Origin of the sequence: Thalassolituus sp. UBA3500 (assembly GCF_002377545.1) — a bacterium.
Taxonomy (GTDB): Bacteria; Pseudomonadota; Gammaproteobacteria; order Pseudomonadales; family Oceanobacteraceae; genus Thalassolituus.
The window spans coordinates 3,134-21,271 of the sequence record NZ_DFQB01000014.1; the positions used below are offsets into that span (position 1 = coordinate 3,134).

Genomic DNA, 18,138 nt, shown 5'->3' on the forward strand with positions numbered 1-18,138 from the left:
GTCGATCACCCACACGGTGGTGGTGAGGGTCGTACCTCTGGTGGTCGTCATCCGGTTACTCCTTGGGGTGTTCCGACTAAGGGTTACAAGACTCGTAAGAATAAGCGTACCGACAAACTGATCGTACGCCGTCGTTCTGCGAAATAAATAGAGAGGATTGAACTGTGCCACGTTCATTGAAAAAAGGTCCATTTATCGACCACCACTTGATGAAAAAGGTAGAGACCGCTCTTGAGGCTAACGACAAGCGTCCGATCAAGACATGGTCTCGCCGTTCTACGATCTTCCCGGATTTCGTAGGACTGACGATCGCCGTCCATAACGGCAAACAACACGTGCCTGTTTTCGTAACTGAAGACATGGTTGGTCATAAACTCGGCGAATTCGCGTTGACCCGTACCTACAAGGGTCACATTGCGGATAAGAAAGCCAAACGTTAAGGGGTGAATAGATATGTCTGAAGTAGCCGCTGTATTACGTGGTGCTCGATTGTCTGCACAGAAAGGTCGCCTGGTTGTTGACAGCATCCGCGGTAAAAAGGTTGCCGAAGCACTCGATATCCTGAGCTTCAGCACCACTAAGGGTGCGGACCTGGTTAAGAAAGTGCTGGAGTCTGCCATCGCCAATGCTGAGCACAATAACGGTGCTGACGTCGATGAGCTGCGTGTTTCCACCGCATTCGTTGATGAAGGTATGACTATGAAGCGTATCCGTCCACGTGCTAAAGGCCGTGCGGACCGTATCTTCAAACGTACCTGTCACATCACTGTGAAAGTTTCAGAATAAGGAGTTGGTCAGATGGGTCAAAAAGTTCATCCAACCGGTATCCGTTTAGGTATCACTAAAGACCATAATTCGGTCTGGTATGCCGGTAAGGATAAGTACGCCGACAACCTGCTGGCTGACATCGCTGTTCGTTCTTTGATCGAAAAGCGTCTTGAAAAAGCATCAGTGAGCAAGGTCGTTATTGAGCGTCCAGCGCAAAACGCCAAAGTTACCATCCACACTGCCCGTCCAGGCATCGTGATTGGTAAAAAAGGTGAAGACGTAGAAGTTCTGCGTAGAGATGTCAGTGAATTGATGGGTATCCCGGTACACATCAACATTGAAGAAGTTCGTAAACCGGATCTGGATGCCAAACTGGTAGCACAGAGCGTTGCAAACCAGCTTGAGCGTCGTGTGATGTTCCGTCGTGCTATGAAGCGCGCGGTACAGAATGCAATGCGTGGCGGTGCGCAAGGTATCAAGATCCAGGTGGGTGGTCGTCTGGGTGGTGCGGAAATCGCTCGTTCTGAGTGGTATCGCGAAGGTCGTGTTCCACTGCACACATTGCGTGCAGATATCGATTACGCGACTTACGAAGCACACACTACTTACGGTGTTATTGGCGTGAAAGTCTGGATCTTCAAAGGTGAGATTCTGGGCGGTATCGAAGAAGTTCGTGAGCGCGCTAAGAACCAGGGTAAGAAGAAAGGCCGTTCATAAGGGGATTGAGTAATGTTGTTACCAAAACGTACCAAGTTCCGTAAAGTCCAGACCGGCCGTAACCGTGGTCTTGCCATTCGTGGCTCCAAGGTTAGCTTTGGTGAGTACGCACTGAAAGCTACTGGCCGTGGTCGTATGACTTCACGTCAGATCGAGGCAGCGCGTCGTGCGATGACTCGTAAAATTAAACGTGGTGGTAAAATCTGGATCCGCGTTTTCCCGGACAAGCCGATCACTGCGAAGCCTCTTGAGGTTCGTCAGGGTAAAGGTAAGGGTAACGTTGAATACTGGGTTTGCCAGATTCAGCCAGGTAAAGTCCTGTATGAGATGGAAGGTGTGTCGGAAGAACTCGCACGTGAAGCCTTCGCTCTGGCTGCCGCCAAACTGCCATTTGAAACACAGTTTGTTAAACGGACGGTGCTGTGATGAAAGCAAGTGAACTGAAAGAAAAGTCAGTAGCTGAGCTGCAATCTCAGCTTGAAGAACTGTTGGGCGAGCAATTCAAACTGCGCATGAGCAAAGCGACCAACCAGCTGGGTCAGACCCACCTGTTGCGCGAAACTCGTCGTGATATTGCCCGTGTAAAAACCGTGTTGGCCAGTAAGGCAGGTGAATGACCATGACTGAGAACACAAAAACTGCCCGCACACTGAGCGGCCGCGTTGTCAGCAACAAGATGGACAAGTCCGTGACTGTGCTGGTTGAACGCTTCGTGAAGCACCCGATCTATAAAAAGTTCGTTAAGCGCTCCACGAAAGTAATGGCACACGATGCCAATAACGAGTGTCAGATTGGCGACACCGTTACAGTAAAAGAGTCGCGTCCTATGTCTAAAAATAAGACTTGGGCGCTGGTATCAATCGACGAGCGCGCCGCCAAGGTTTAATACCGGGCGCACGTAGTTAGGAGCGATAGGCATGATCCAGACACAAACCATGCTTGACGTTGCCGACAACAGCGGCGCGAAGCGTGTTCAGTGCATTAAAGTACTGGGCGGCTCTCATCGTCGTTATGCCGGCATCGGTGACCTGATCAAGGTATCCGTGAAGGAAGCAATTCCACGCGGTAAAGTTAAAAAAGGCCAGGTAATGAACGCAGTTGTTGTTCGTACCCGTAAAGGTGTACGTCGTCCTGACGGATCAATCATCCGTTTCGACACCAACTCTGCCGTACTGCTGAATGCGTCTAACGCACCAGTTGGAACGCGTATCTTCGGTCCTGTGACTCGTGAACTGCGTTCTGAGCAGTTCATGAAGATCATTTCCCTTGCGCCTGAAGTGCTTTAAGGAGCAGTGAAATGTTGAAAATTCGCAGAAATGACGAAGTAGTTGTTATTGCTGGTAAAGACAAAGGCAAGCGCGGCAAGGTACAGAAAGTACTGGCCGACGGTCGTCTGATTGTCTCTGGTATTAACATGGTGAAAAAACACCAGAAACCAAACCCGTACCTGCAGCAGCCAGGCGGCATCGTTGAAAAAGAAGCCAGCATTCAGGTTTCTAACGTTGCCATCTGGAACCCGAAAACCGAGAAAGCTGACCGTGTTGGCTTCAAGGTTGACGGTGAAAGCAAGGTACGTATCTTCAAATCTACTGGCGATCAAGTTGACGCCTGATAGGACTGGATACTGCTATGTCACGTTTAAAAGACCTGTACAAGAATGAAGTAGTAGCCAAGCTGACTGAAGAGTTTGGTTACAAAAACCCGATGGAAGTGCCACGTGTTTCTAAAATCACCCTGAATATGGGTGTTGGTGAAGCACTGGGTGACAAAAAGCTGATGGACAGCGCGGTTGCCGATATGGAACTGATTGCTGGTCAGAAAGTTGTTGTTACTAAGGCACGTAAATCAGTCGCGGGCTTTAAAGTCCGTGAAGGCTGGCCGATCGGCTGTAAAGTTACCCTGCGTCGTGATCGTATGTGGGAATTCATGGATCGCCTGGTAGATATCTCTCTGCCACGTGTGCGTGACTTCCGTGGTATTAACCCTAAGTCATTCGACGGACGTGGTAACTACAGCATGGGTGTGAAGGAACAGATCATCTTCCCGGAAATTGAATACGATAAAGTAGACAAGGTTCGCGGTATGGATGTCACCATCACCACTACGGCTAAAACAAACGATGAAGGCCGCGCTTTGCTGAAAGCGCTGCAGTTCCCGTTCCGCAACTGAGGAGTGAATCATGGCCAAAATTAGCATGAAGCAGCGCGAGCTGAAGCGTGAAAAACTGGTTGCCAAGTTCGCTGCCAAGCGCGAAGAACTGAAAGCCATCATCAAAAACCCAGCGTCTTCTGATGAAGATCGCTGGAACGCACAACAGGCTCTGCAGCAGCTGCCACGTGATTCGTCACCAAGCCGTCTGCAGCGTCGTTGTCAGATGACAGGCCGTCCGCACGGCGTTTACCGCAAGTTCAAGCTGTCACGCATTAAACTGCGTGAAGAAGGCATGAAAGGTAACGTGCCAGGTCTGAAAAAAGCTAGTTGGTAAGCAATTCCCAACTCGTGTAGAATGCGCGCCTGATTTCAGGTGTGCTTCTCTTTACTCTGCCAAATCCTTGTTCTGCTTAGCAGCTCGGATTGGCGGAGTATTGTCGTCTCAGGATTTTATCCAGGCGAGCATGGGGAGAGGGGCGCTGTACAACCGAGGAAAATACAAATGAGTATGCAAGATACGTTGGCGGATATGTTCACCCGCATTCGTAATGCCCAGCAAGCTGGTCATACGAATGTAAGCATGCCGTCTTCAAAGATTAAGAAGTCTGTAGCTCAGGTTCTCGAATCTGAAGGCTACATTGCTGGCTTCTCTGTCGATAGTGAGGTTAAGCCTACTATGACTATCGACCTGAAATACTACGAAGGCAAGCCGGTTATTGAGCGCATCCAGCGCGTTAGCCGTCCTGGTCTGCGTCAGTACCGTGGTACTACCGAGCTGCCTAAAGTTGAGGCTGGTCTGGGCGTTGCCATCGTTTCAACTTCTAAAGGCGTAATGACTGACCGCGCTGCCCGTGCTGCGGGTGTTGGCGGCGAAGTCATCGCGACTGTATTCTAAGGAGTTTATCGATGTCTCGCGTAGCAAAAGCTCCTGTCGCAATCCCAGCTGGCGTTGAAGTCAAGCTGGCTGACGACAAGATCACTATTAAAGGCAAACAGGGTCAGCTTGAACTCGACGTTCACGCTTCTGTGGCGATCAGCCAGGAAGAGAACGAACTGAAGTTCGCGCCTAAGTCTGCCGACAAACAGGCTAACGCTCTTGCCGGTACTTTCCGGTCACTGGTTAACAACATGGTTACTGGTGTCAGCGTTGGTTTTGAGAAGAAACTGATTCTTCAGGGTGTTGGTTACCGTGCGAAAGCAGCCGGTAATACTCTGAATCTGTCTCTGGGTTTCTCTCACCCTGTTGATTATGCACTGCCTGAAGGCGTAACTGCCGAAACCCCAAGCCAGACTGAAGTCGTTATCAAAGGTATCGACAAACAGCAGGTTGGTCAGGTTGCTGCTGAGATCCGTGGCTATCGTCCACCAGAGCCTTATAAAGGTAAGGGTGTTCGTTATGCTGATGAAAATGTGCGTCGTAAAGAAGCCAAGAAAAAGTAAGGGCTAGGCCATGAATGAGAAGAAAAAAGCTCGTCTGCGCCGTGCCGCGAAAACACGGACTAACATCCGTGACAAAGGCGCGGTACGTCTGTGCGTACACCGCACACCAAGACACATCTACGCTCAGGTCATTGCTGCTAACGGCGCAACCGTACTGGCAACTGCTTCTACTGTAGAAGCTGATCTGCGTAGCGAAATCACTGGTAATGTTTCTGCAGCTACCAAAGTAGGTCAACTGATCGCAGAGCGTGCGAAAGCAGCTGGCGTGACCAAAGTAGCGTTCGATCGTTCCGGTTTCAAATACCATGGTCGTGTTAAAGCTCTGGCTGACGCGGCTCGTGAAAGCGGCCTGGAATTCTAAGGGGTAGATCATGGCGAATAACGAACGTAACAACGAACGTAACGAAAGCGAACTGCAGGAAAAGCTGGTTCAGGTGAACCGCGTAGCCAAAGTAGTTAAAGGTGGTCGTATCTTCGCATTCACAGCTCTGACTGTGGTAGGCGATGGCAACGGTCGCGTTGGCTTTGGTCGTGGTAAATCCCGCGAAGTACCAACTGCAATCCAGAAAGCAATGGAACAGGCTAAGCGCAACATGATCGACGTCCAGCTGGACGGTTCGACTCTGCAGTACCCGGTTAAGGCCGTGCACTCAGGTTCGCGCATCTTCATGCAGCCTGCATCTGAAGGTACCGGTATTATCGCCGGTGGTGCGATGCGTGCCGTTCTGGAAATGGTTGGTGTTAAAAACGTACTGGCCAAGTGCTATGGCTCAACTAATCCGGTGAACGTAGTTCGCGCGACCTTTAACGGTCTGGCGCAGATGAAATCACCTGAGCAGGTTGCAGCTAAGCGTGGCAAGTCAGTTGAAGACATTCTGGGGTAATCTGACATGGCTAAGAAAACCGTAAAAGTTACCCAGACCCGCAGTACTATTGGCAAGTTGCCAAAGCACCGCGAGACCATGAAAGGTCTGGGCCTGCGTCGTATTGGTCACACTGTTGAGCTGGAAGATACTCCTTCTGTGCGTGGCATGATCAATCAAGTTCAATACATGGTTAAGGTAGAAGGGGAGTAATATGCGTCTCAACGAATTGAGCCCGGCTCCTGGTTCTAAGCCTACTGCTAAGCGTGTTGGTCGTGGTATCGGTTCTGGTCTGGGTAAGACCGGCGGCCGTGGTCACAAAGGTCAGAAATCACGTTCTGGCGGTAAAGTAGCTCCAGGCTTCGAAGGCGGTCAGATGCCTATTCACCGTCGTCTGCCAAAGTTTGGCTTTGCTTCACGTAAAGCACAGTACGTTGCTGAGATCCGTCTCAACGAACTGACACTGGTAGAAGGCGAGACTGTTGACCTGGCAGCTCTGAAAGCTGCTGACGTAATTGGCGAGAAGATTAAAGAAGCTCGCGTAATTCTGTCTGGCGAACTCAGCAAAGCTGTGACTGTTAAAGGTCTGAAAGTTACTAAAGGCGCTAAAGCTGCTATTGAAGCAGCGGGTGGTAAGGTCGAAGACTAATGGCTAAGCAAGGCTCACTCCCGGCAGGGATGCAGAACGGAATGGGCGAGCTTTGGGCTCGCATCCGTTTTGTGATTCTGGCAATTATTGTATATCGCATTGGTACCCATATTCCGGTACCTGGGATGAACCCAGAAGCACTCGAGAGATTGTTTGATCAGAACCAGGGCACGATCCTGGAAATGTTCAATATGTTCTCTGGTGGTGCACTGGAACGTATGAGTATTCTTGCGTTGGGTATCATGCCCTACATCTCTGCGTCGATTATCATGCAGTTGCTTACCGCGGTGAGCCCACAGCTTGAGCAGCTTAAGAAAGAAGGTGAGGCGGGGCGTCGTAAGATTACCCAATACACCCGTTACGGGACTGTGCTTCTGGCAACACTCCAGGCCTTCGGTGTATCCGCAGGTCTGGCAAGCCAGGGTGTTACTTTCTCGACTGGTCCTGATTTTTATATCGCAGCTATCCCATCATTCGTGGCGGGCGCGGTATTCATGATGTGGCTGGGCGAACAGGTAACCGAGCGAGGCATCGGTAACGGTATTTCTATTCTTATTTTTGCAGGTATTGTGGCTGGTTTGCCATCAGCGTTGGCGCAGGCGTTTGAATCTGCCCGTACGGGTGAGGTAAACATCGTTCTGCTGCTTGGTATCGCTCTCCTGGCGGTTGCCGTTATCGCGTTTGTCGTGTTCGTTGAACGCGGCCAACGTCGGATTACGATCAACTATGCCAAGCGTCAGCAAGGTCGTCAGGTGTTCGCTGCTCAAACCAGCCACCTACCACTGAAGCTGAACATGGCGGGCGTTATCCCAGCGATCTTCGCGTCTTCTCTGTTGTTGTTCCCTGCCTCTCTGGGGCAATGGTTCGGCCAGGGTGAAGGTGTGATGGCTGAATACCTTCAGGACTTCAGCATGCTGCTGGCGCCTGATAAGCCGCTTTACCTGTTGCTGTTTTCTGCAGGCATCATCTTCTTCTGCTACTTCTACACTGCGTTGATGTTCAATCCGCGTGAAGTGGCTGAAAACCTGAAGAAGTCTGGTGCGTTTATCCCGGGTATCCGCCCAGGTGTGCAGACCGCAAACTACATCGACACTGTATTGGGTCGCCTGACACTGTTTGGCTCTCTCTACATTACCGCTGTATGTCTGTTGCCTCAGCTGCTGGTTATTGGTGCTGACGTACCCTTCTACTTCGGTGGCACATCGCTGCTGATTGTGGTCGTCGTCGTGATGGATTTCATGGCTCAGGTTCAATCGCACCTGATGTCGCATCAGTATGAATCACTGATGAAGAAGTCTAATTTACATCAATATGGTACTCGCCGATAAGGCGCGTACCGTATACAGGAGAACGTCATGAAAGTACGTGCATCTGTAAAGAAAATCTGCCGTGAATGCAAAATCATTCGCCGTAACGGCAGTGTGCGAGTGATCTGTACAGATCCTAAGCACAAACAGCGTCAGGGCTAAACCCCTGACGAGTCAGGTCAATCCTGACAAGGCCGGGTGGCTGAAAACAGGTCGCTTGCTTTTTAAGCAGGCGACCTGTAGTATTCGCCGCCCTTTCATTAAGTAAGTGTAACGGAGTTAGACATGGCCCGTATTGCCGGTGTCAACATTCCTGACAACAAGCATGCAGTTATTTCTCTGACCTATGTCTATGGCATTGGTAAGACGACTGCGAAGCAGATCTGCGCCTCTACTGGCATCGCTGAAGACACCAAAATTGGTGACCTGAGCGAAGATCAGCTCGATGTTGTTCGTAACGAAGTAGGTAAGTTCACAGTTGAAGGTGATCTGCGTCGCGAGACTCAGATGAACATCAAGCGTCTGATGGACATGGGTTGTTTCCGTGGTATCCGCCACCGTCGCAGTCTGCCACTTCGTGGTCAGCGTACTAAAACTAATGCACGTACCCGTAAGGGTCCGCGCAAGCCGATCCGTAAGTAATTTATTACTCGGATCTGCTCTTTTAGTGTAGCTGCATTCGACTTGTTGCAGTGTTGATATTAAAAGCAGGATTTAAAAATGGCTAAGCCACAAAGATCAACGAAGAAAAAAGTTAAAAAGACGGTCGTCGATGGCATCGCGCACATCCACGCCTCTTTTAACAATACTATCGTGACCATCACCGACCGCCAGGGTAACGCTCTTTCATGGGCAACCGCAGGTGGCTCTGGTTTCCGTGGTTCACGTAAGAGCACGCCGTTTGCCGCACAGGTTGCAGCAGAACGTGCTGGAGAAGCCGCTAAAGAGTACGGCCTGAAGAATCTGGATGTAGAGGTCAAAGGCCCTGGTCCAGGTCGTGAATCAGCTGTTCGTGCCCTGAATGCATGTGGATACAAGATCACTAACATCACTGATGTTACTCCGATCCCACATAACGGCTGTCGTCCACCTAAGAAACGTCGCGTATAAGGAGGCTCAATAATGGCACGTTATATTGGTCCTAAGTGTAAGCTCGCGCGTCGTGAAGGAACTGACCTGTTCCTGAAAAGTGGCGTCCGTGCTCTGGACACAAAATGTAAGTTAGAAACCAAGCCTGGCGTTCATGGCGCTGGTCGTGGTCGTCTTTCTGACTACGGTCTGCAGCTTCGTGAGAAGCAGAAAGTCCGTCGTCTGTATGGCATCCTCGAGAAGCAGTTCCGTAGCTACTACAAAGAAGCTGCTCGTCGTAAAGGTGCAACCGGTGAAAACCTGCTGCAGCTGCTGGAATCACGCCTGGATAACGTTGTTTATCGTATGGGCTTTGGTTCTACCCGCGCTGAAGCACGTCAGCTGGTGTCTCACAAAGCAATCACTGTTAATGGTCAGTCCGTTAACATTCCTTCCTTCCAGGTTAAAGGCGGTGATGTGGTAGCTGTCCGTGAGAAGTCAAAGTCTCAGGATCGCATCAAGACTGCACTCGATCTGGCTGGTCAGCGTGCTGACTGCGGTTGGATTGATGTGAATGCCGGCAAGATGGAAGGAACTTTTAAAGCAGTTCCTGAGCGCGCTGATCTCCCAGCAGAGATCAACGAAAACCTCATCGTGGAACTTTACTCTAAGTAATAGAGGAACTTAAGGGGCAGCTATGCAGCGTGCAGTTAATGAATTTTTGACACCTCGTAACATCCAGGTGGACGAAGTATCCGGTACCCATGCCAAGGTAACACTTGAGCCGCTGGAGCGTGGTTTTGGTCATACTCTGGGTAACGCGTTACGTCGTATCCTGCTGTCGTCTATGCCAGGCGCAGCAATCACCGAATGTGAAATCGAAGGTGTACTCCATGAGTACAGCGCTATCGACGGCGTTCAGGAAGATGTAATTGAAATCCTGCTGAACCTCAAAGGTGTAGCGGTCAAATTGCATGAACGTGACGACGCGAACCTGACTCTGACCAAAGTTGGTCCGGGTACAGTGACAGCTGCTGATATTCAACTGGATCATGGTGTTGAAATTGCCAACCCGGATCACGTCATCGCTCACCTGGGTGAAGGCGCTGAACTGAAAATGACCCTGCGGATCGATTCTGGCCGTGGTTACGAGACTGTAGAAGCTCGCAACCAAAGCGATGAAGAGACCAAGGCGATTGGCAAATTGCAGCTCGATGCAACTTATAGCCCGGTTAAACGTGTTTCTTACAGCGTCGAAAGCGCTCGTGTGGAACAGCGTACTGACTTGGATAAGTTGATCATCGATCTGGAGTCTGATGGCACCATCGATCCGGAAGAAGCAATCCGTCGTTCCGCGACCATCCTGCAGCAGCAGTTGGCTATCTTTGTTAACCTTGAAAACGACGAAGTCGTTGAACAGGTTCGCGAAGAAGAAGAGATTGATCCGATTCTCCTGCGTCCTGTGGACGATCTGGAGTTGACCGTTCGCTCGGCTAACTGTCTGAAGGCTGAAAACATCTACTACATTGGTGATCTGATCCAGCGCACTGAAGTTGAGCTGCTGAAGACACCTAACTTGGGTAAGAAGTCTTTGACTGAAATCAAAGACGTTCTCGCATCACGCGGACTGTCGTTGGGTATGCACCTCGAGAACTGGCCACCTGCCAGCCTCCGCAACGACGACAAAGTTCTTGCGTAAGTAGTGAAGGAATAAAACCATGCGTCATCGTAAAAGTGGTCGCCACTTCAATCGCACAAGTTCACACCGTCAGGCTATGTTTAAAAACATGGCTGTGAGCCTGTTCGAGCATGAAATCATCAAGACTACTGTGCCAAAGGCGAAAGAGCTGCGTCGTGTAGCTGAGCCACTGATCACCCTGGCAAAGGTTGATTCAGTTGCTAACCGCCGTCTGGCCTTTGCTCGCACTCGCAGCAAAGAAGCAGTAGGTAAGCTGTTTACTGATCTTGGTCCTCGTTACCAGAACCGTCCTGGCGGCTACATTCGCATTATGAAATGTGGCTTCCGTGCCGGTGACAACGCGCCTATGGCATTCGTTGAACTGGTTGACCGTCCTGTTGTTGAAGCAGAAGACGTAGTCACAGAAGACTAAGCTGAAGTATTCAGTTTGAAGAAACCCGCCTAGTGCGGGTTTTTTTATGGGTTAAAATATTTACCAAATAAAATAATAACGCGAACGATTCGCCTTTACGTTTATTCGCGCTGTCGTTAGAATCACTGCCGTTCTCTCGGTGCAGACATATTGCGCCTGAGTTTTTACTTCTCACTGAAGGCAGTCGTTATGTTTAGTATTCGCACTCCACTTGCCGCCGCCATCCTGGCGACGACACTTTCGCCACTCGTGGTGGCTGAAGACAGCACATCCACTAAATCGGTAGAGCTCGATGCGGTTTCCATTACCGCTGTGCGCGATGATCGCGTATCTAAGGGAGCGATCGGTTTGCCACTGTCGCTAAAAGATACGCCGCAGTCCATTACCATTCTCGATGATGAGGCGATGGGTCTCTACGACGCTTCTGGGACGAATGATGCGCTTAAAATGATGAATGGCATTGATGTACAGGAGTACGAGACTAACCGGACTTCCTACAATGCCAGAGGCTTTGAGATCCAGCTGACGCAGGTTGATGGTCTTGGTACCAGCAACGACTACGGTACTGTTCTTGGTCAACAGGACACCTTCCTTTTCGAGCGTATTGAACTGGTCAGAGGGGCAAACGGTCTGTTAACAGGCGTCGGTAATTCATCCGGCACAATCAACTATGTACGTAAGCGTCCGACTAACGAGGACGAAGCGGAAATTCTATTTACGCTTGGTTCTTATAACCAGGTCCGACTGGGGGTCGACGGTAACAAGGTACTTACCAGCGATGGTCGCTGGGCCGGACGTGTTGTCGCCGTTCAGGAAAATAAGAACTCGCACATCCGCGACCTGGAAACCCGCCGCACTTCACTGTATTGGGTCGTCGATGGCCAGATAGGCGAAAACGGTATTCTGACCTTTGGATCGAGCTTCCAGAACAGTGAGCAGGACTCACCAATGTGGGGCTCATTAACCCTTAATTACGCTAACGGCGGTTATGCCGATTTTGACGTTTCCTCTTCTCCGTCGGCTGACTGGACGTATTGGAATTCCAAAAGCCGAAATACATTCGTTGAGTATCTTCATAGTTTGGGCTCGGGCTGGGAAGCCAAGGCCAGCGTCCATGCAAATAGCTACGATGGTCAGAGTCGCCTTCTTTATGCTTACACCCTGGGTGGGGGCCTGAATGACGACAATACAGGGTTAGTGGGTTGGCCTTATGCGGGTTATACAGAAAAGTCGTCTCTCGTGTTTGATGTGAATCTTTCTGGTGAGTTCGAAGCCTTTGGCAATTACCACAGCGTTCTTGTTGGCGCCAGCCAGATTGAAGACGAGAACACAACGTATAACCGGCCTGTGCAATCGGGTGGTTTCCTTCCCTATCCCGCGTTTGATGAATACGACGGCGATGATTATCCGGAGCCCGTATTCGGCGCTAAAGAAAAGCGTGGCGATGGCGAGAAGTCACTGAGTCGCTTCTATGCCTCCTCACGGTTTGGTCTTTCCGACACTCTCAACCTTATTGCTGGCGTTAACGTGATTAAGCTAAAACGTGAAGGCAGCTCGATCTATGGGTCGACGACGGAAAGTACTTATTATCCTGATCTTGAGGAAACCAGCCCTTATGCCGGTCTGACCTGGGACGTCACTGATGATCTTACTACTTATGTGTCTTACTCAGATATTTATCAGAACCAGGACAGTGGTGATATCAACGGTGACTATCTTGATCCGATGAAAGGCGTCAACTATGAGGCGGGTGCTAAGGCTGAGTTCTTTAACGACCGCGTGTTAGCAACCTTTGCCGTCTTCAAGGCTGAGCAGCAAGGAGTAGCCATCGTTGGCGGTCAGCGTGAGGACACAACGACCTACTACGTGCCTGCGGACGTTAACTCAAAGGGCTTTGAAGCCGAAATCTCCGGTGAAGTGACAGAGGATTCTAATCTCGCCGTTGGTGTTACACGCCTGCGCGTGACCGATGACAACGGCGATAACACCTCGACCTGGATTCCTCGTACTGTATGGAAAGCGCGTTATGATTCAGTATTACCGTTTGCACCGGCGGTGCGATTAGGCGCAAAGGCGACATGGAAGTCTGATGCGTACAAAGAAAATGCAAACAGGCAGGATGCCTATATGGTTGTGGACACTTTCGCAGCCTATGCGATTAACGAGCAGGCGAAACTGAAACTTAACGTAGATAACATTCTGAATGAAAAATACGTCACCGGTATTCAGTCAGGTGCTATCTATGGTGCTCCGCGCAATGCGAATCTGACCTTTAATTATTCGTTCTGATTAATTAAATATTGATCCGCGGATGCTGCACTGGAGTCAATTCAGTGCAGCATTTTTATTTCACGGTCTTGCGTTATTGCCGAAGAAATTCACCAATTCTATAAACTGCTTTCTTAGATGACTTCAGGAAAGCAGCGTGGAATTGGAATACATGCCACATACCTTCAGAAATCTGAAGAGTGACGTCGACACCGGCTTCTTTCATTGCCGTTTCTGCACGTGTTGAATCAGAGAGCAGGATCTCATCCGAACCGACCTGAATAAGCGTGCGCGGGTAACCGCTCATATCACCGAATAATGGTGACAGTCCGGGCGTGCTCTTGGGAATATCGGCGGCGTACATCTCCGCCGACGATGTCAGCCATGAAGGATGCAGCATAGGGTCGATACGGCGATTGCTTTCGATGGTAGGTCCGCTGCAGGTCAGGTCGCACCATGGCGACATCAGCACCATCGCATTGGGCTGAGCATAGTCAGTTTTACTGATGGCTTCGGCCAATGCCATCGCGAGCCCTCCGCCGGCAGAATCTCCCATGATGACGATGTCCTGATGACGCGACAGGAGGTCTGTATACGCCGCCAAGGCATCATCAAGTGCTGCCGGGTAGGGAGCTTCTGGTGCCAGGCGGTAATCCAGGATAAACGCTTCTCGCTCTGTCGTACGGGCAATGCGCCCGACCATTTCACGATGGCTGTCGGGGGAGCCGGTGCAATACGCGCCTCCATGCAAATACAGGATGGCACCGTAGCAGGGGGTCGGTGTCAGGCGACGTGTTGGGATAGCAGCAAGCTCGGTATGAGACTCTTTTATTCCGCCAGGCATGGGTGTGAAGCGCAGAAGATCGAGGCGCTTACGTTGAGTGGTGACTGGAACCCTGGGGTTCAGCTGCGATTTGACGGTCAGGGTGACCAGCCGACGCATAACAGACTGCATCATCGACATGTTATGTACCTCAAAAAAAGAGCGGGCAACCCTGAAACAGGGGCCCGCTTAAATTGGGTGCCGCTATGAAGTGGCGATCATGAACATGGCAGATGCCAATGACTTCTACTTTACGCCCGGCCTCGGTAAACAGGGGCAAGGCGCGGTAAAGAAGGGTCAGGCATTCATCATGAAATGTCGTTACTCCACAAGAAGCAGACTTAATCCCGGCCAGTAAGTAATGATCAGAACGGTTGCCAGAAGAATAAAGAAGAACGGCAAGGTCGCACGATATAAGGTCATGACTGGCTTGTTAAAACGGAAACTTGCAATAAACAGGTTCATCCCGACTGGTGGAGTAAAGTATCCAAGCTGCATATTCGCGAGAAACAGGATACCCAGATGAACCGGATGAATTCCGTACTGTACCGCAATTGGCAGAATAATCGGAATCATGATCACGATGGCAGAGAAAATATCCAGCATCATGCCGAGAATCAGCAGGAATATTGTCAGCAGTAACAGGAAGGTAAATCCGTCTGTGACATGCGCCTGAATCGTATCAAAGACTTTCTCAGGTACGCCTGCATCAATCATGTAGTTGGTCGATGCCAGCGATACTGCCAGAATCAGCAGGATGGCTCCCACCAGTTTCATTGAGTCGCGCATGACAACAGGAAGCTGCGTAAAGGTAATTTCCCGGCGAATCACTACAGTCACGATCAGTACATAGAATGCAGTGATTGCGGCTGCCTCTGAGACGGCAAAGAAACCGCCGTAGATACCACCAAGAACGACGAACGGGAGGGGGATTTCCCAAGCGCTGTCTTTGATCGCAGCCCATGCTTCAGCACGATCAAACGTCTGGTCTGATTTCGGTAGGTGACGCGATTGCCAGGCGCTATAAAGGGACAGCGCGGTGAGCATCAGCAGCCCCGGTAAAATGCCGGCAAGAAACAGGTCATCAATACTGACCGGGGTTTCCAGTGACATTTGTTGAGCGATGACACCGTACAGAATTAGCGGCAGCGATGGCGCAAACAGCAGACCCAGAGAACCTGACGTGGTCACCAGGCCGAGATTGAAGTTTTCACGATAGCCGGCTTTTTGCAGCGCCGGGACTAACAGCGCACCCAAGGCCACAATGGTCACACCCGAGGCTCCGGTGAAGGCAGTAAAGAGTGCGCAGGCAGCCAGAGCAACAATGGCCAGGCCACCAGGCATCCAGCCCAGGAAGGCATCGGTAATGCGTACCAGACGCTGTGGCGCCTTGCTTTCACCCATCAGGTAGCCTGCAAAGGTGAAAAGCGGAATGGCGATCAGAACCGGCATTTCAGCGACCCGGTAAATCTCCACGGCCATAACCTGAAGATCGACGTCCGTCTGGAAGAAGCCCCACATAGCTGAGGCGGCGATCACAGCAAACAAAGGCGCGCCGGCCAGTGCCAGTAGCAGCAGGAGCGCCGTAACGAGAATACTCATGCTGTCTGTTCCTTACCGGTGGCGGCGGCAATGCCCTGGATGAAAAAGCGCAGGCCCATCAAGCCAAACGTGAATGGAATAATGAGCTGCAGCGGCCACGCCGGAATGTCAGCAAAGGCGATATCCTGATATTCAAAAGCGAGCTGTACATACTGGCCTGAGAACCAGCCAACCAGGCCGCAGACAACGGCGGCAAACAACAGAGTGATGGTAGAAGCGATACGGTTCAGTGTCGGACCACCCAGTCTGGATATCAGGTCAATACTGATATGTTCACGTGAGCGGGTTGCCAGTAACGCACCGAGCAATCCGATCCATAAGACCATGACGCGCAGCAGTGGCGGAATCCATGACACGCCGCCGCCAAAAATTGAGCGGGCCAGAATGTCGTAGCCGGCGAGAAGAATCATCGCCAGCAGAAGTAAGACCAGCACGCTGTCTTCAAGACGGTGCAGCCACTGAACCAATCGTTTCATTAAGGCTCCTGACGCATCTCTTCAAGGCGTTGCTGTAAACGTTTAAAGACTTCAACCGGGTAAATTTCTTTGCTTGCCAGTTCATCAACAACACCGGTCGCCAGTTCTTCCCAGGCCTGCTTATCTTCTTCAGACAGCTCAACAAATTCGACGCCATTCTGGGCCAGTGCATCACGGGCACCGGCTTCGTCTGTTTCGTTCTGAGCGTCCATAGAGGCAAAGGCTTCGGCCATAATGCGCTTAACGACAGCCTGATCTTCGGTACTGATTTTACGGAATGCCTTCTGGTCGACAATGATGGTGCCGGTCAGAAACAGCAGTGGGAAATCAGTAACGTAATTTACTTTGGTGTGCCACTGGAGTGCGATAGCTGAGGAGGCATTCACCACGATGGTGTCGATCAGGCCCGTCTGAAGGCTGGTGTAAACGTCAGAGAGAGGCAGAGAAATTGGCTCAACACCGCCATTTTCAAACGTCGTTTCACCGATCAGATCACCTTCTGGCACCCAGACTTTTTGTTTGCGCGCATCGTCCGAGGTACGGATAGGCTCGTCAGACATCATGTAAGCGAAACCGGCTTCAGAGATGCCAAGAACAACGTAGCCCTCTTTCGCCAGCTCGCTGACGATATATGGGTCAAACTCTTCGCGGATAGCGCGGACTTCTTCCAGTGTGCGAAAGGTAAACGGCAGGTTATACAGCTGCGAAGCCGGTGAAATATTAATCAGCGAGCCTGTAGCGATGGCACCGCCCTGAAGCTGGCCAATGCGCATTTTACGCAGAACGCTTTTGTCACTGCCCTGAACACCACCGGGGAAGTATTTGATTTTCACCCGGCCTTCAGTCTCGGCTTTGATATCGGCAGCGGCCTGACGCATTACTTTCATCCAGCTTGTGCCATCCGGGGCCAGTGTCGCTATCTTCAGTGTCGCGGCGTGTACTGAAGGTGCCAGCATGCTGCCGAGCAGCAGGAGGAATGCAAAAATTCTCATAGGTATCTCACTCAAAGTAGTCAGCGGATTCTGCTAGTAAACGGTCGGCCTGACGTTGGGCCAGGCGGTTAATCAAAGTCAGCCCTTCGGCATAAGGGTCTGCATCAATGACCTGCTGGAGCAGTTCATCATGGAGTTCCTGTTCAAACATGAGGCGGGCGTATTGCTTGGCATAAAGTACCTTCGCCATCAGGTGCTTACCGTCACTCAGAGCGATGGCTTTTTCGAAATGGGCCTTACCAATTTCAGGCTTACCACCGACGGACGGTGGTAGCTGAGTGGTCAGTACGCCCAGGTATACCTGTACCGTGGCGTTGTCGTAGCCTTCGTCATATCCTTCGACCCACTCCATCAGGTTTTTCACTTTGCTGACCTGAGCAATCGCATTCCAGTCGCTGGTATTCGCCTGTATCCAGCCCGCCCAAGCGGCACCGTATGCGTAGAAAATATCGACGTCGTCTTCATCGTAATTTAAGGCCAGGCCTTTTTTCAGCTCATCGGCTGGCCCATCCACGAGGTCGCAGGCATCGGTGTCGTACTCACAAAGAGCGCGCCTGGCATACTCCAGCGCCTTGTCTGCCATCGACTGTGCCTGAGCTTCATCCTGCGCGAAGACGCCAGCATAGGCACCGTATAGTTGCGCTCCGGCCAGCAGGAAACGTTCGTTTTCAGGGTAAGTAAGAATCAAGGCATCCAGCATCAGCAGATACGCTGGTGCGCCATCGGCAACGACTTCAGGGTCGTCCTGATTGAGCATCGCTCGAGACAGGTTGTCAGGCAACTGGGTGACAGAGCAAGCCCCCAGCAGAAGAGAAAATGCCAGAACGGTAATCGATTTCATTGTGCCGTCGCCAAAAAAAGTGTGTGGCGATTGTACACTGGCCAGTGGGTGGTTTCACCCGC

At 51.0% G+C, this 18,138-nt stretch carries 29 protein-coding genes and 1 pseudogene; 25 read left to right on the plus strand and 5 right to left on the minus strand.

Annotated elements, in window-relative coordinates:
• The 25 genes and pseudogenes from B2R29_RS03765 to B2R29_RS03885 all read left to right on the plus strand — a co-directional run.
• Positions 1–147: pseudogene (locus B2R29_RS03765) on the plus strand (50S ribosomal protein L2); the annotation flags it as partial.
• A gap of 17 nt (positions 148–164) precedes the next feature.
• Entirely contained in the window at positions 165–440 is a 276-nt protein-coding gene (rpsS, locus tag B2R29_RS03770; RefSeq protein ID WP_068443276.1) for a 30S ribosomal protein S19, read from the plus strand.
• A 13-nt stretch (positions 441–453) separates the two neighbouring features.
• Entirely contained in the window at positions 454–786 is a 333-nt protein-coding gene (gene rplV, locus B2R29_RS03775; protein ID WP_076517284.1) for a 50S ribosomal protein L22, read from the plus strand.
• 12 nt (positions 787–798) lie between these two features.
• Complete coding sequence (gene rpsC / locus B2R29_RS03780; protein WP_301179858.1) at positions 799–1,485, plus strand: 30S ribosomal protein S3; 687 nt, start codon at positions 799–801, stop codon at positions 1,483–1,485.
• A 12-nt stretch (positions 1,486–1,497) separates the two neighbouring features.
• On the plus strand, positions 1,498–1,911 hold the full coding sequence (gene rplP / locus B2R29_RS03785; RefSeq protein WP_068443279.1) for a 50S ribosomal protein L16: 414 nt from the start codon (positions 1,498–1,500) through the stop codon (positions 1,909–1,911).
• Entirely contained in the window at positions 1,911–2,102 is a 192-nt protein-coding gene (gene rpmC, locus B2R29_RS03790) for a 50S ribosomal protein L29 (protein WP_068443280.1), read from the plus strand. Before rplP ends, rpmC begins: the two co-directional genes overlap by 1 nt.
• A gap of 2 nt (positions 2,103–2,104) precedes the next feature.
• Complete coding sequence (rpsQ, locus tag B2R29_RS03795; RefSeq protein WP_068443283.1) at positions 2,105–2,371, plus strand: 30S ribosomal protein S17; 267 nt, start codon at positions 2,105–2,107, stop codon at positions 2,369–2,371.
• A 31-nt stretch (positions 2,372–2,402) separates the two neighbouring features.
• Positions 2,403–2,771 (plus strand): 50S ribosomal protein L14, encoded by a 369-nt coding sequence (gene rplN, locus B2R29_RS03800; protein WP_301179859.1) that lies wholly within the window; start codon positions 2,403–2,405, stop codon positions 2,769–2,771.
• Positions 2,772–2,782: 11 nt separating this feature from the next.
• Entirely contained in the window at positions 2,783–3,097 is a 315-nt protein-coding gene (rplX, locus tag B2R29_RS03805) for a 50S ribosomal protein L24 (RefSeq protein WP_301179860.1), read from the plus strand.
• Positions 3,098–3,114: 17 nt separating this feature from the next.
• A complete protein-coding gene (gene rplE, locus B2R29_RS03810; RefSeq protein WP_301179861.1) occupies positions 3,115–3,654 on the plus strand; it encodes a 50S ribosomal protein L5 in 540 nt (179 codons plus the stop codon).
• 10 nt (positions 3,655–3,664) lie between these two features.
• Complete coding sequence (gene rpsN / locus B2R29_RS03815) at positions 3,665–3,970, plus strand: 30S ribosomal protein S14 (RefSeq protein ID WP_068443297.1); 306 nt, start codon at positions 3,665–3,667, stop codon at positions 3,968–3,970.
• Between the two features lie 168 nt (positions 3,971–4,138).
• Positions 4,139–4,531: a 30S ribosomal protein S8 gene (gene rpsH / locus B2R29_RS03820; RefSeq protein WP_068443069.1), complete on the plus strand. Its 393-nt coding sequence runs from the start codon at positions 4,139–4,141 to the stop codon at positions 4,529–4,531.
• Positions 4,532–4,542: 11 nt separating this feature from the next.
• On the plus strand, positions 4,543–5,076 hold the full coding sequence (gene rplF, locus B2R29_RS03825; protein WP_076517286.1) for a 50S ribosomal protein L6: 534 nt from the start codon (positions 4,543–4,545) through the stop codon (positions 5,074–5,076).
• Positions 5,077–5,086: 10 nt separating this feature from the next.
• Positions 5,087–5,437, plus strand: a complete 351-nt coding sequence (gene rplR, locus B2R29_RS03830; protein ID WP_068443064.1) for a 50S ribosomal protein L18 — start codon at positions 5,087–5,089, stop codon at positions 5,435–5,437.
• Positions 5,438–5,447: 10 nt separating this feature from the next.
• Positions 5,448–5,960: a 30S ribosomal protein S5 gene (rpsE, locus tag B2R29_RS03835; RefSeq protein WP_068443062.1), complete on the plus strand. Its 513-nt coding sequence runs from the start codon at positions 5,448–5,450 to the stop codon at positions 5,958–5,960.
• A gap of 6 nt (positions 5,961–5,966) precedes the next feature.
• Positions 5,967–6,152, plus strand: a complete 186-nt coding sequence (rpmD, locus tag B2R29_RS03840; protein ID WP_068443059.1) for a 50S ribosomal protein L30 — start codon at positions 5,967–5,969, stop codon at positions 6,150–6,152.
• A 1-nt stretch (position 6,153) separates the two neighbouring features.
• The gene (gene rplO, locus B2R29_RS03845) at positions 6,154–6,588 is read left to right on the plus strand and encodes a 50S ribosomal protein L15 (protein WP_301179862.1); all 435 of its coding nucleotides are present in this window, start codon (positions 6,154–6,156) and stop codon (positions 6,586–6,588) included.
• Positions 6,588–7,916, plus strand: coding sequence for a preprotein translocase subunit SecY (gene secY, locus B2R29_RS03850; RefSeq protein ID WP_301179863.1), 1,329 nt, complete (start codon positions 6,588–6,590; stop codon positions 7,914–7,916). Before rplO ends, secY begins: the two co-directional genes overlap by 1 nt.
• Positions 7,917–7,943: 27 nt before the next feature.
• Positions 7,944–8,057, plus strand: coding sequence for a 50S ribosomal protein L36 (gene rpmJ / locus B2R29_RS03855; protein ID WP_068440836.1), 114 nt, complete (start codon positions 7,944–7,946; stop codon positions 8,055–8,057).
• A gap of 123 nt (positions 8,058–8,180) precedes the next feature.
• Positions 8,181–8,537, plus strand: coding sequence for a 30S ribosomal protein S13 (gene rpsM, locus B2R29_RS03860; RefSeq protein WP_068440841.1), 357 nt, complete (start codon positions 8,181–8,183; stop codon positions 8,535–8,537).
• A 78-nt stretch (positions 8,538–8,615) separates the two neighbouring features.
• A complete protein-coding gene (rpsK, locus tag B2R29_RS03865; protein WP_068443303.1) occupies positions 8,616–9,005 on the plus strand; it encodes a 30S ribosomal protein S11 in 390 nt (129 codons plus the stop codon).
• 12 nt (positions 9,006–9,017) lie between these two features.
• Positions 9,018–9,638 (plus strand): 30S ribosomal protein S4, encoded by a 621-nt coding sequence (gene rpsD, locus B2R29_RS03870; protein WP_068441860.1) that lies wholly within the window; start codon positions 9,018–9,020, stop codon positions 9,636–9,638.
• A 22-nt stretch (positions 9,639–9,660) separates the two neighbouring features.
• On the plus strand, positions 9,661–10,662 hold the full coding sequence (locus tag B2R29_RS03875) for a DNA-directed RNA polymerase subunit alpha (RefSeq protein WP_301179864.1): 1,002 nt from the start codon (positions 9,661–9,663) through the stop codon (positions 10,660–10,662).
• Positions 10,663–10,681: 19 nt separating this feature from the next.
• Positions 10,682–11,074 carry a 50S ribosomal protein L17 gene (gene rplQ / locus B2R29_RS03880; protein WP_068443309.1) on the plus strand — a complete coding sequence of 131 codons (393 nt, stop codon included), beginning with the start codon at positions 10,682–10,684 and terminating at the stop codon, positions 11,072–11,074.
• Positions 11,075–11,263: 189 nt separating this feature from the next.
• On the plus strand, positions 11,264–13,363 hold the full coding sequence (locus B2R29_RS03885; protein WP_301179865.1) for a TonB-dependent siderophore receptor: 2,100 nt from the start codon (positions 11,264–11,266) through the stop codon (positions 13,361–13,363).
• A gap of 73 nt (positions 13,364–13,436) precedes the next feature.
• On the opposite strand, the gene B2R29_RS03890 is transcribed toward B2R29_RS03885, so the two are convergent.
• From B2R29_RS03890 to B2R29_RS03910, 5 genes are all read right to left on the minus strand, one after another.
• Entirely contained in the window at positions 13,437–14,306 is an 870-nt protein-coding gene (locus B2R29_RS03890) for an alpha/beta hydrolase (RefSeq protein ID WP_301179866.1), read from the minus strand.
• 180 nt (positions 14,307–14,486) lie between these two features.
• A complete protein-coding gene (locus B2R29_RS03895) occupies positions 14,487–15,767 on the minus strand; it encodes a TRAP transporter large permease (protein ID WP_301179867.1) in 1,281 nt (426 codons plus the stop codon).
• On the minus strand, positions 15,764–16,243 hold the full coding sequence (locus tag B2R29_RS03900) for a TRAP transporter small permease (RefSeq protein ID WP_301179868.1): 480 nt from the start codon (positions 16,241–16,243) through the stop codon (positions 15,764–15,766). Before B2R29_RS03900 ends, B2R29_RS03895 begins: the two co-directional genes overlap by 4 nt.
• Positions 16,243–17,235: a TRAP transporter substrate-binding protein DctP gene (dctP, locus tag B2R29_RS03905; RefSeq protein ID WP_301179869.1), complete on the minus strand. Its 993-nt coding sequence runs from the start codon at positions 17,233–17,235 to the stop codon at positions 16,243–16,245. The genes B2R29_RS03900 and dctP overlap by 1 nt, the downstream gene beginning before the upstream one ends.
• Positions 17,236–17,242: 7 nt before the next feature.
• Complete coding sequence (locus tag B2R29_RS03910; RefSeq protein WP_301179870.1) at positions 17,243–18,076, minus strand: TRAP transporter TatT component family protein; 834 nt, start codon at positions 18,074–18,076, stop codon at positions 17,243–17,245.
• Positions 18,077–18,138 lie beyond the last annotated feature (62 nt).

Excerpts from the sequence above, each read along its gene's own strand:
- rplX (WP_301179860.1), top strand. The coding sequence starts at position 2,783 with ATGTTGAAAATTCGCAGAAATGACGAAGTAGTTGTTATTGCTGGTAAA.
- rplQ (WP_068443309.1), top strand. The coding sequence starts at position 10,682 with ATGCGTCATCGTAAAAGTGGTCGCCACTTCAATCGCACAAGTTCACAC.
- dctP (WP_301179869.1), bottom strand. The coding sequence starts at position 17,235 with ATGAGAATTTTTGCATTCCTCCTGCTGCTCGGCAGCATGCTGGCACCT.
- B2R29_RS03895 (WP_301179867.1), bottom strand. The coding sequence starts at position 15,767 with ATGAGTATTCTCGTTACGGCGCTCCTGCTGCTACTGGCACTGGCCGGC.
- rpmD (WP_068443059.1), top strand. The coding sequence starts at position 5,967 with ATGGCTAAGAAAACCGTAAAAGTTACCCAGACCCGCAGTACTATTGGC.
- rplO (WP_301179862.1), top strand. The coding sequence starts at position 6,154 with ATGCGTCTCAACGAATTGAGCCCGGCTCCTGGTTCTAAGCCTACTGCT.
- rplV (WP_076517284.1), top strand. The coding sequence starts at position 454 with ATGTCTGAAGTAGCCGCTGTATTACGTGGTGCTCGATTGTCTGCACAG.
- rplF (WP_076517286.1), top strand. The coding sequence starts at position 4,543 with ATGTCTCGCGTAGCAAAAGCTCCTGTCGCAATCCCAGCTGGCGTTGAA.
- rpsM (WP_068440841.1), top strand. The coding sequence starts at position 8,181 with ATGGCCCGTATTGCCGGTGTCAACATTCCTGACAACAAGCATGCAGTT.
- rplR (WP_068443064.1), top strand. The coding sequence starts at position 5,087 with ATGAATGAGAAGAAAAAAGCTCGTCTGCGCCGTGCCGCGAAAACACGG.
- rpsH (WP_068443069.1), top strand. The coding sequence starts at position 4,139 with ATGAGTATGCAAGATACGTTGGCGGATATGTTCACCCGCATTCGTAAT.
- rplE (WP_301179861.1), top strand. The coding sequence starts at position 3,115 with ATGTCACGTTTAAAAGACCTGTACAAGAATGAAGTAGTAGCCAAGCTG.
- rpsK (WP_068443303.1), top strand. The coding sequence starts at position 8,616 with ATGGCTAAGCCACAAAGATCAACGAAGAAAAAAGTTAAAAAGACGGTC.
- B2R29_RS03900 (WP_301179868.1), bottom strand. The coding sequence starts at position 16,243 with ATGAAACGATTGGTTCAGTGGCTGCACCGTCTTGAAGACAGCGTGCTG.
- rpsE (WP_068443062.1), top strand. The coding sequence starts at position 5,448 with ATGGCGAATAACGAACGTAACAACGAACGTAACGAAAGCGAACTGCAG.
- B2R29_RS03875 (WP_301179864.1), top strand. The coding sequence starts at position 9,661 with ATGCAGCGTGCAGTTAATGAATTTTTGACACCTCGTAACATCCAGGTG.
- rpsN (WP_068443297.1), top strand. The coding sequence starts at position 3,665 with ATGGCCAAAATTAGCATGAAGCAGCGCGAGCTGAAGCGTGAAAAACTG.
- rpmJ (WP_068440836.1), top strand. The coding sequence starts at position 7,944 with ATGAAAGTACGTGCATCTGTAAAGAAAATCTGCCGTGAATGCAAAATC.
- rpsD (WP_068441860.1), top strand. The coding sequence starts at position 9,018 with ATGGCACGTTATATTGGTCCTAAGTGTAAGCTCGCGCGTCGTGAAGGA.
- rplN (WP_301179859.1), top strand. The coding sequence starts at position 2,403 with ATGATCCAGACACAAACCATGCTTGACGTTGCCGACAACAGCGGCGCG.
- secY (WP_301179863.1), top strand. The coding sequence starts at position 6,588 with ATGGCTAAGCAAGGCTCACTCCCGGCAGGGATGCAGAACGGAATGGGC.
- B2R29_RS03910 (WP_301179870.1), bottom strand. The coding sequence starts at position 18,076 with ATGAAATCGATTACCGTTCTGGCATTTTCTCTTCTGCTGGGGGCTTGC.
- B2R29_RS03885 (WP_301179865.1), top strand. The coding sequence starts at position 11,264 with ATGTTTAGTATTCGCACTCCACTTGCCGCCGCCATCCTGGCGACGACA.
- rplP (WP_068443279.1), top strand. The coding sequence starts at position 1,498 with ATGTTGTTACCAAAACGTACCAAGTTCCGTAAAGTCCAGACCGGCCGT.
- rpsC (WP_301179858.1), top strand. The coding sequence starts at position 799 with ATGGGTCAAAAAGTTCATCCAACCGGTATCCGTTTAGGTATCACTAAA.
- rpsQ (WP_068443283.1), top strand. The coding sequence starts at position 2,105 with ATGACTGAGAACACAAAAACTGCCCGCACACTGAGCGGCCGCGTTGTC.
- B2R29_RS03890 (WP_301179866.1), bottom strand. The coding sequence starts at position 14,306 with ATGTCGATGATGCAGTCTGTTATGCGTCGGCTGGTCACCCTGACCGTC.
- rpmC (WP_068443280.1), top strand. The coding sequence starts at position 1,911 with ATGAAAGCAAGTGAACTGAAAGAAAAGTCAGTAGCTGAGCTGCAATCT.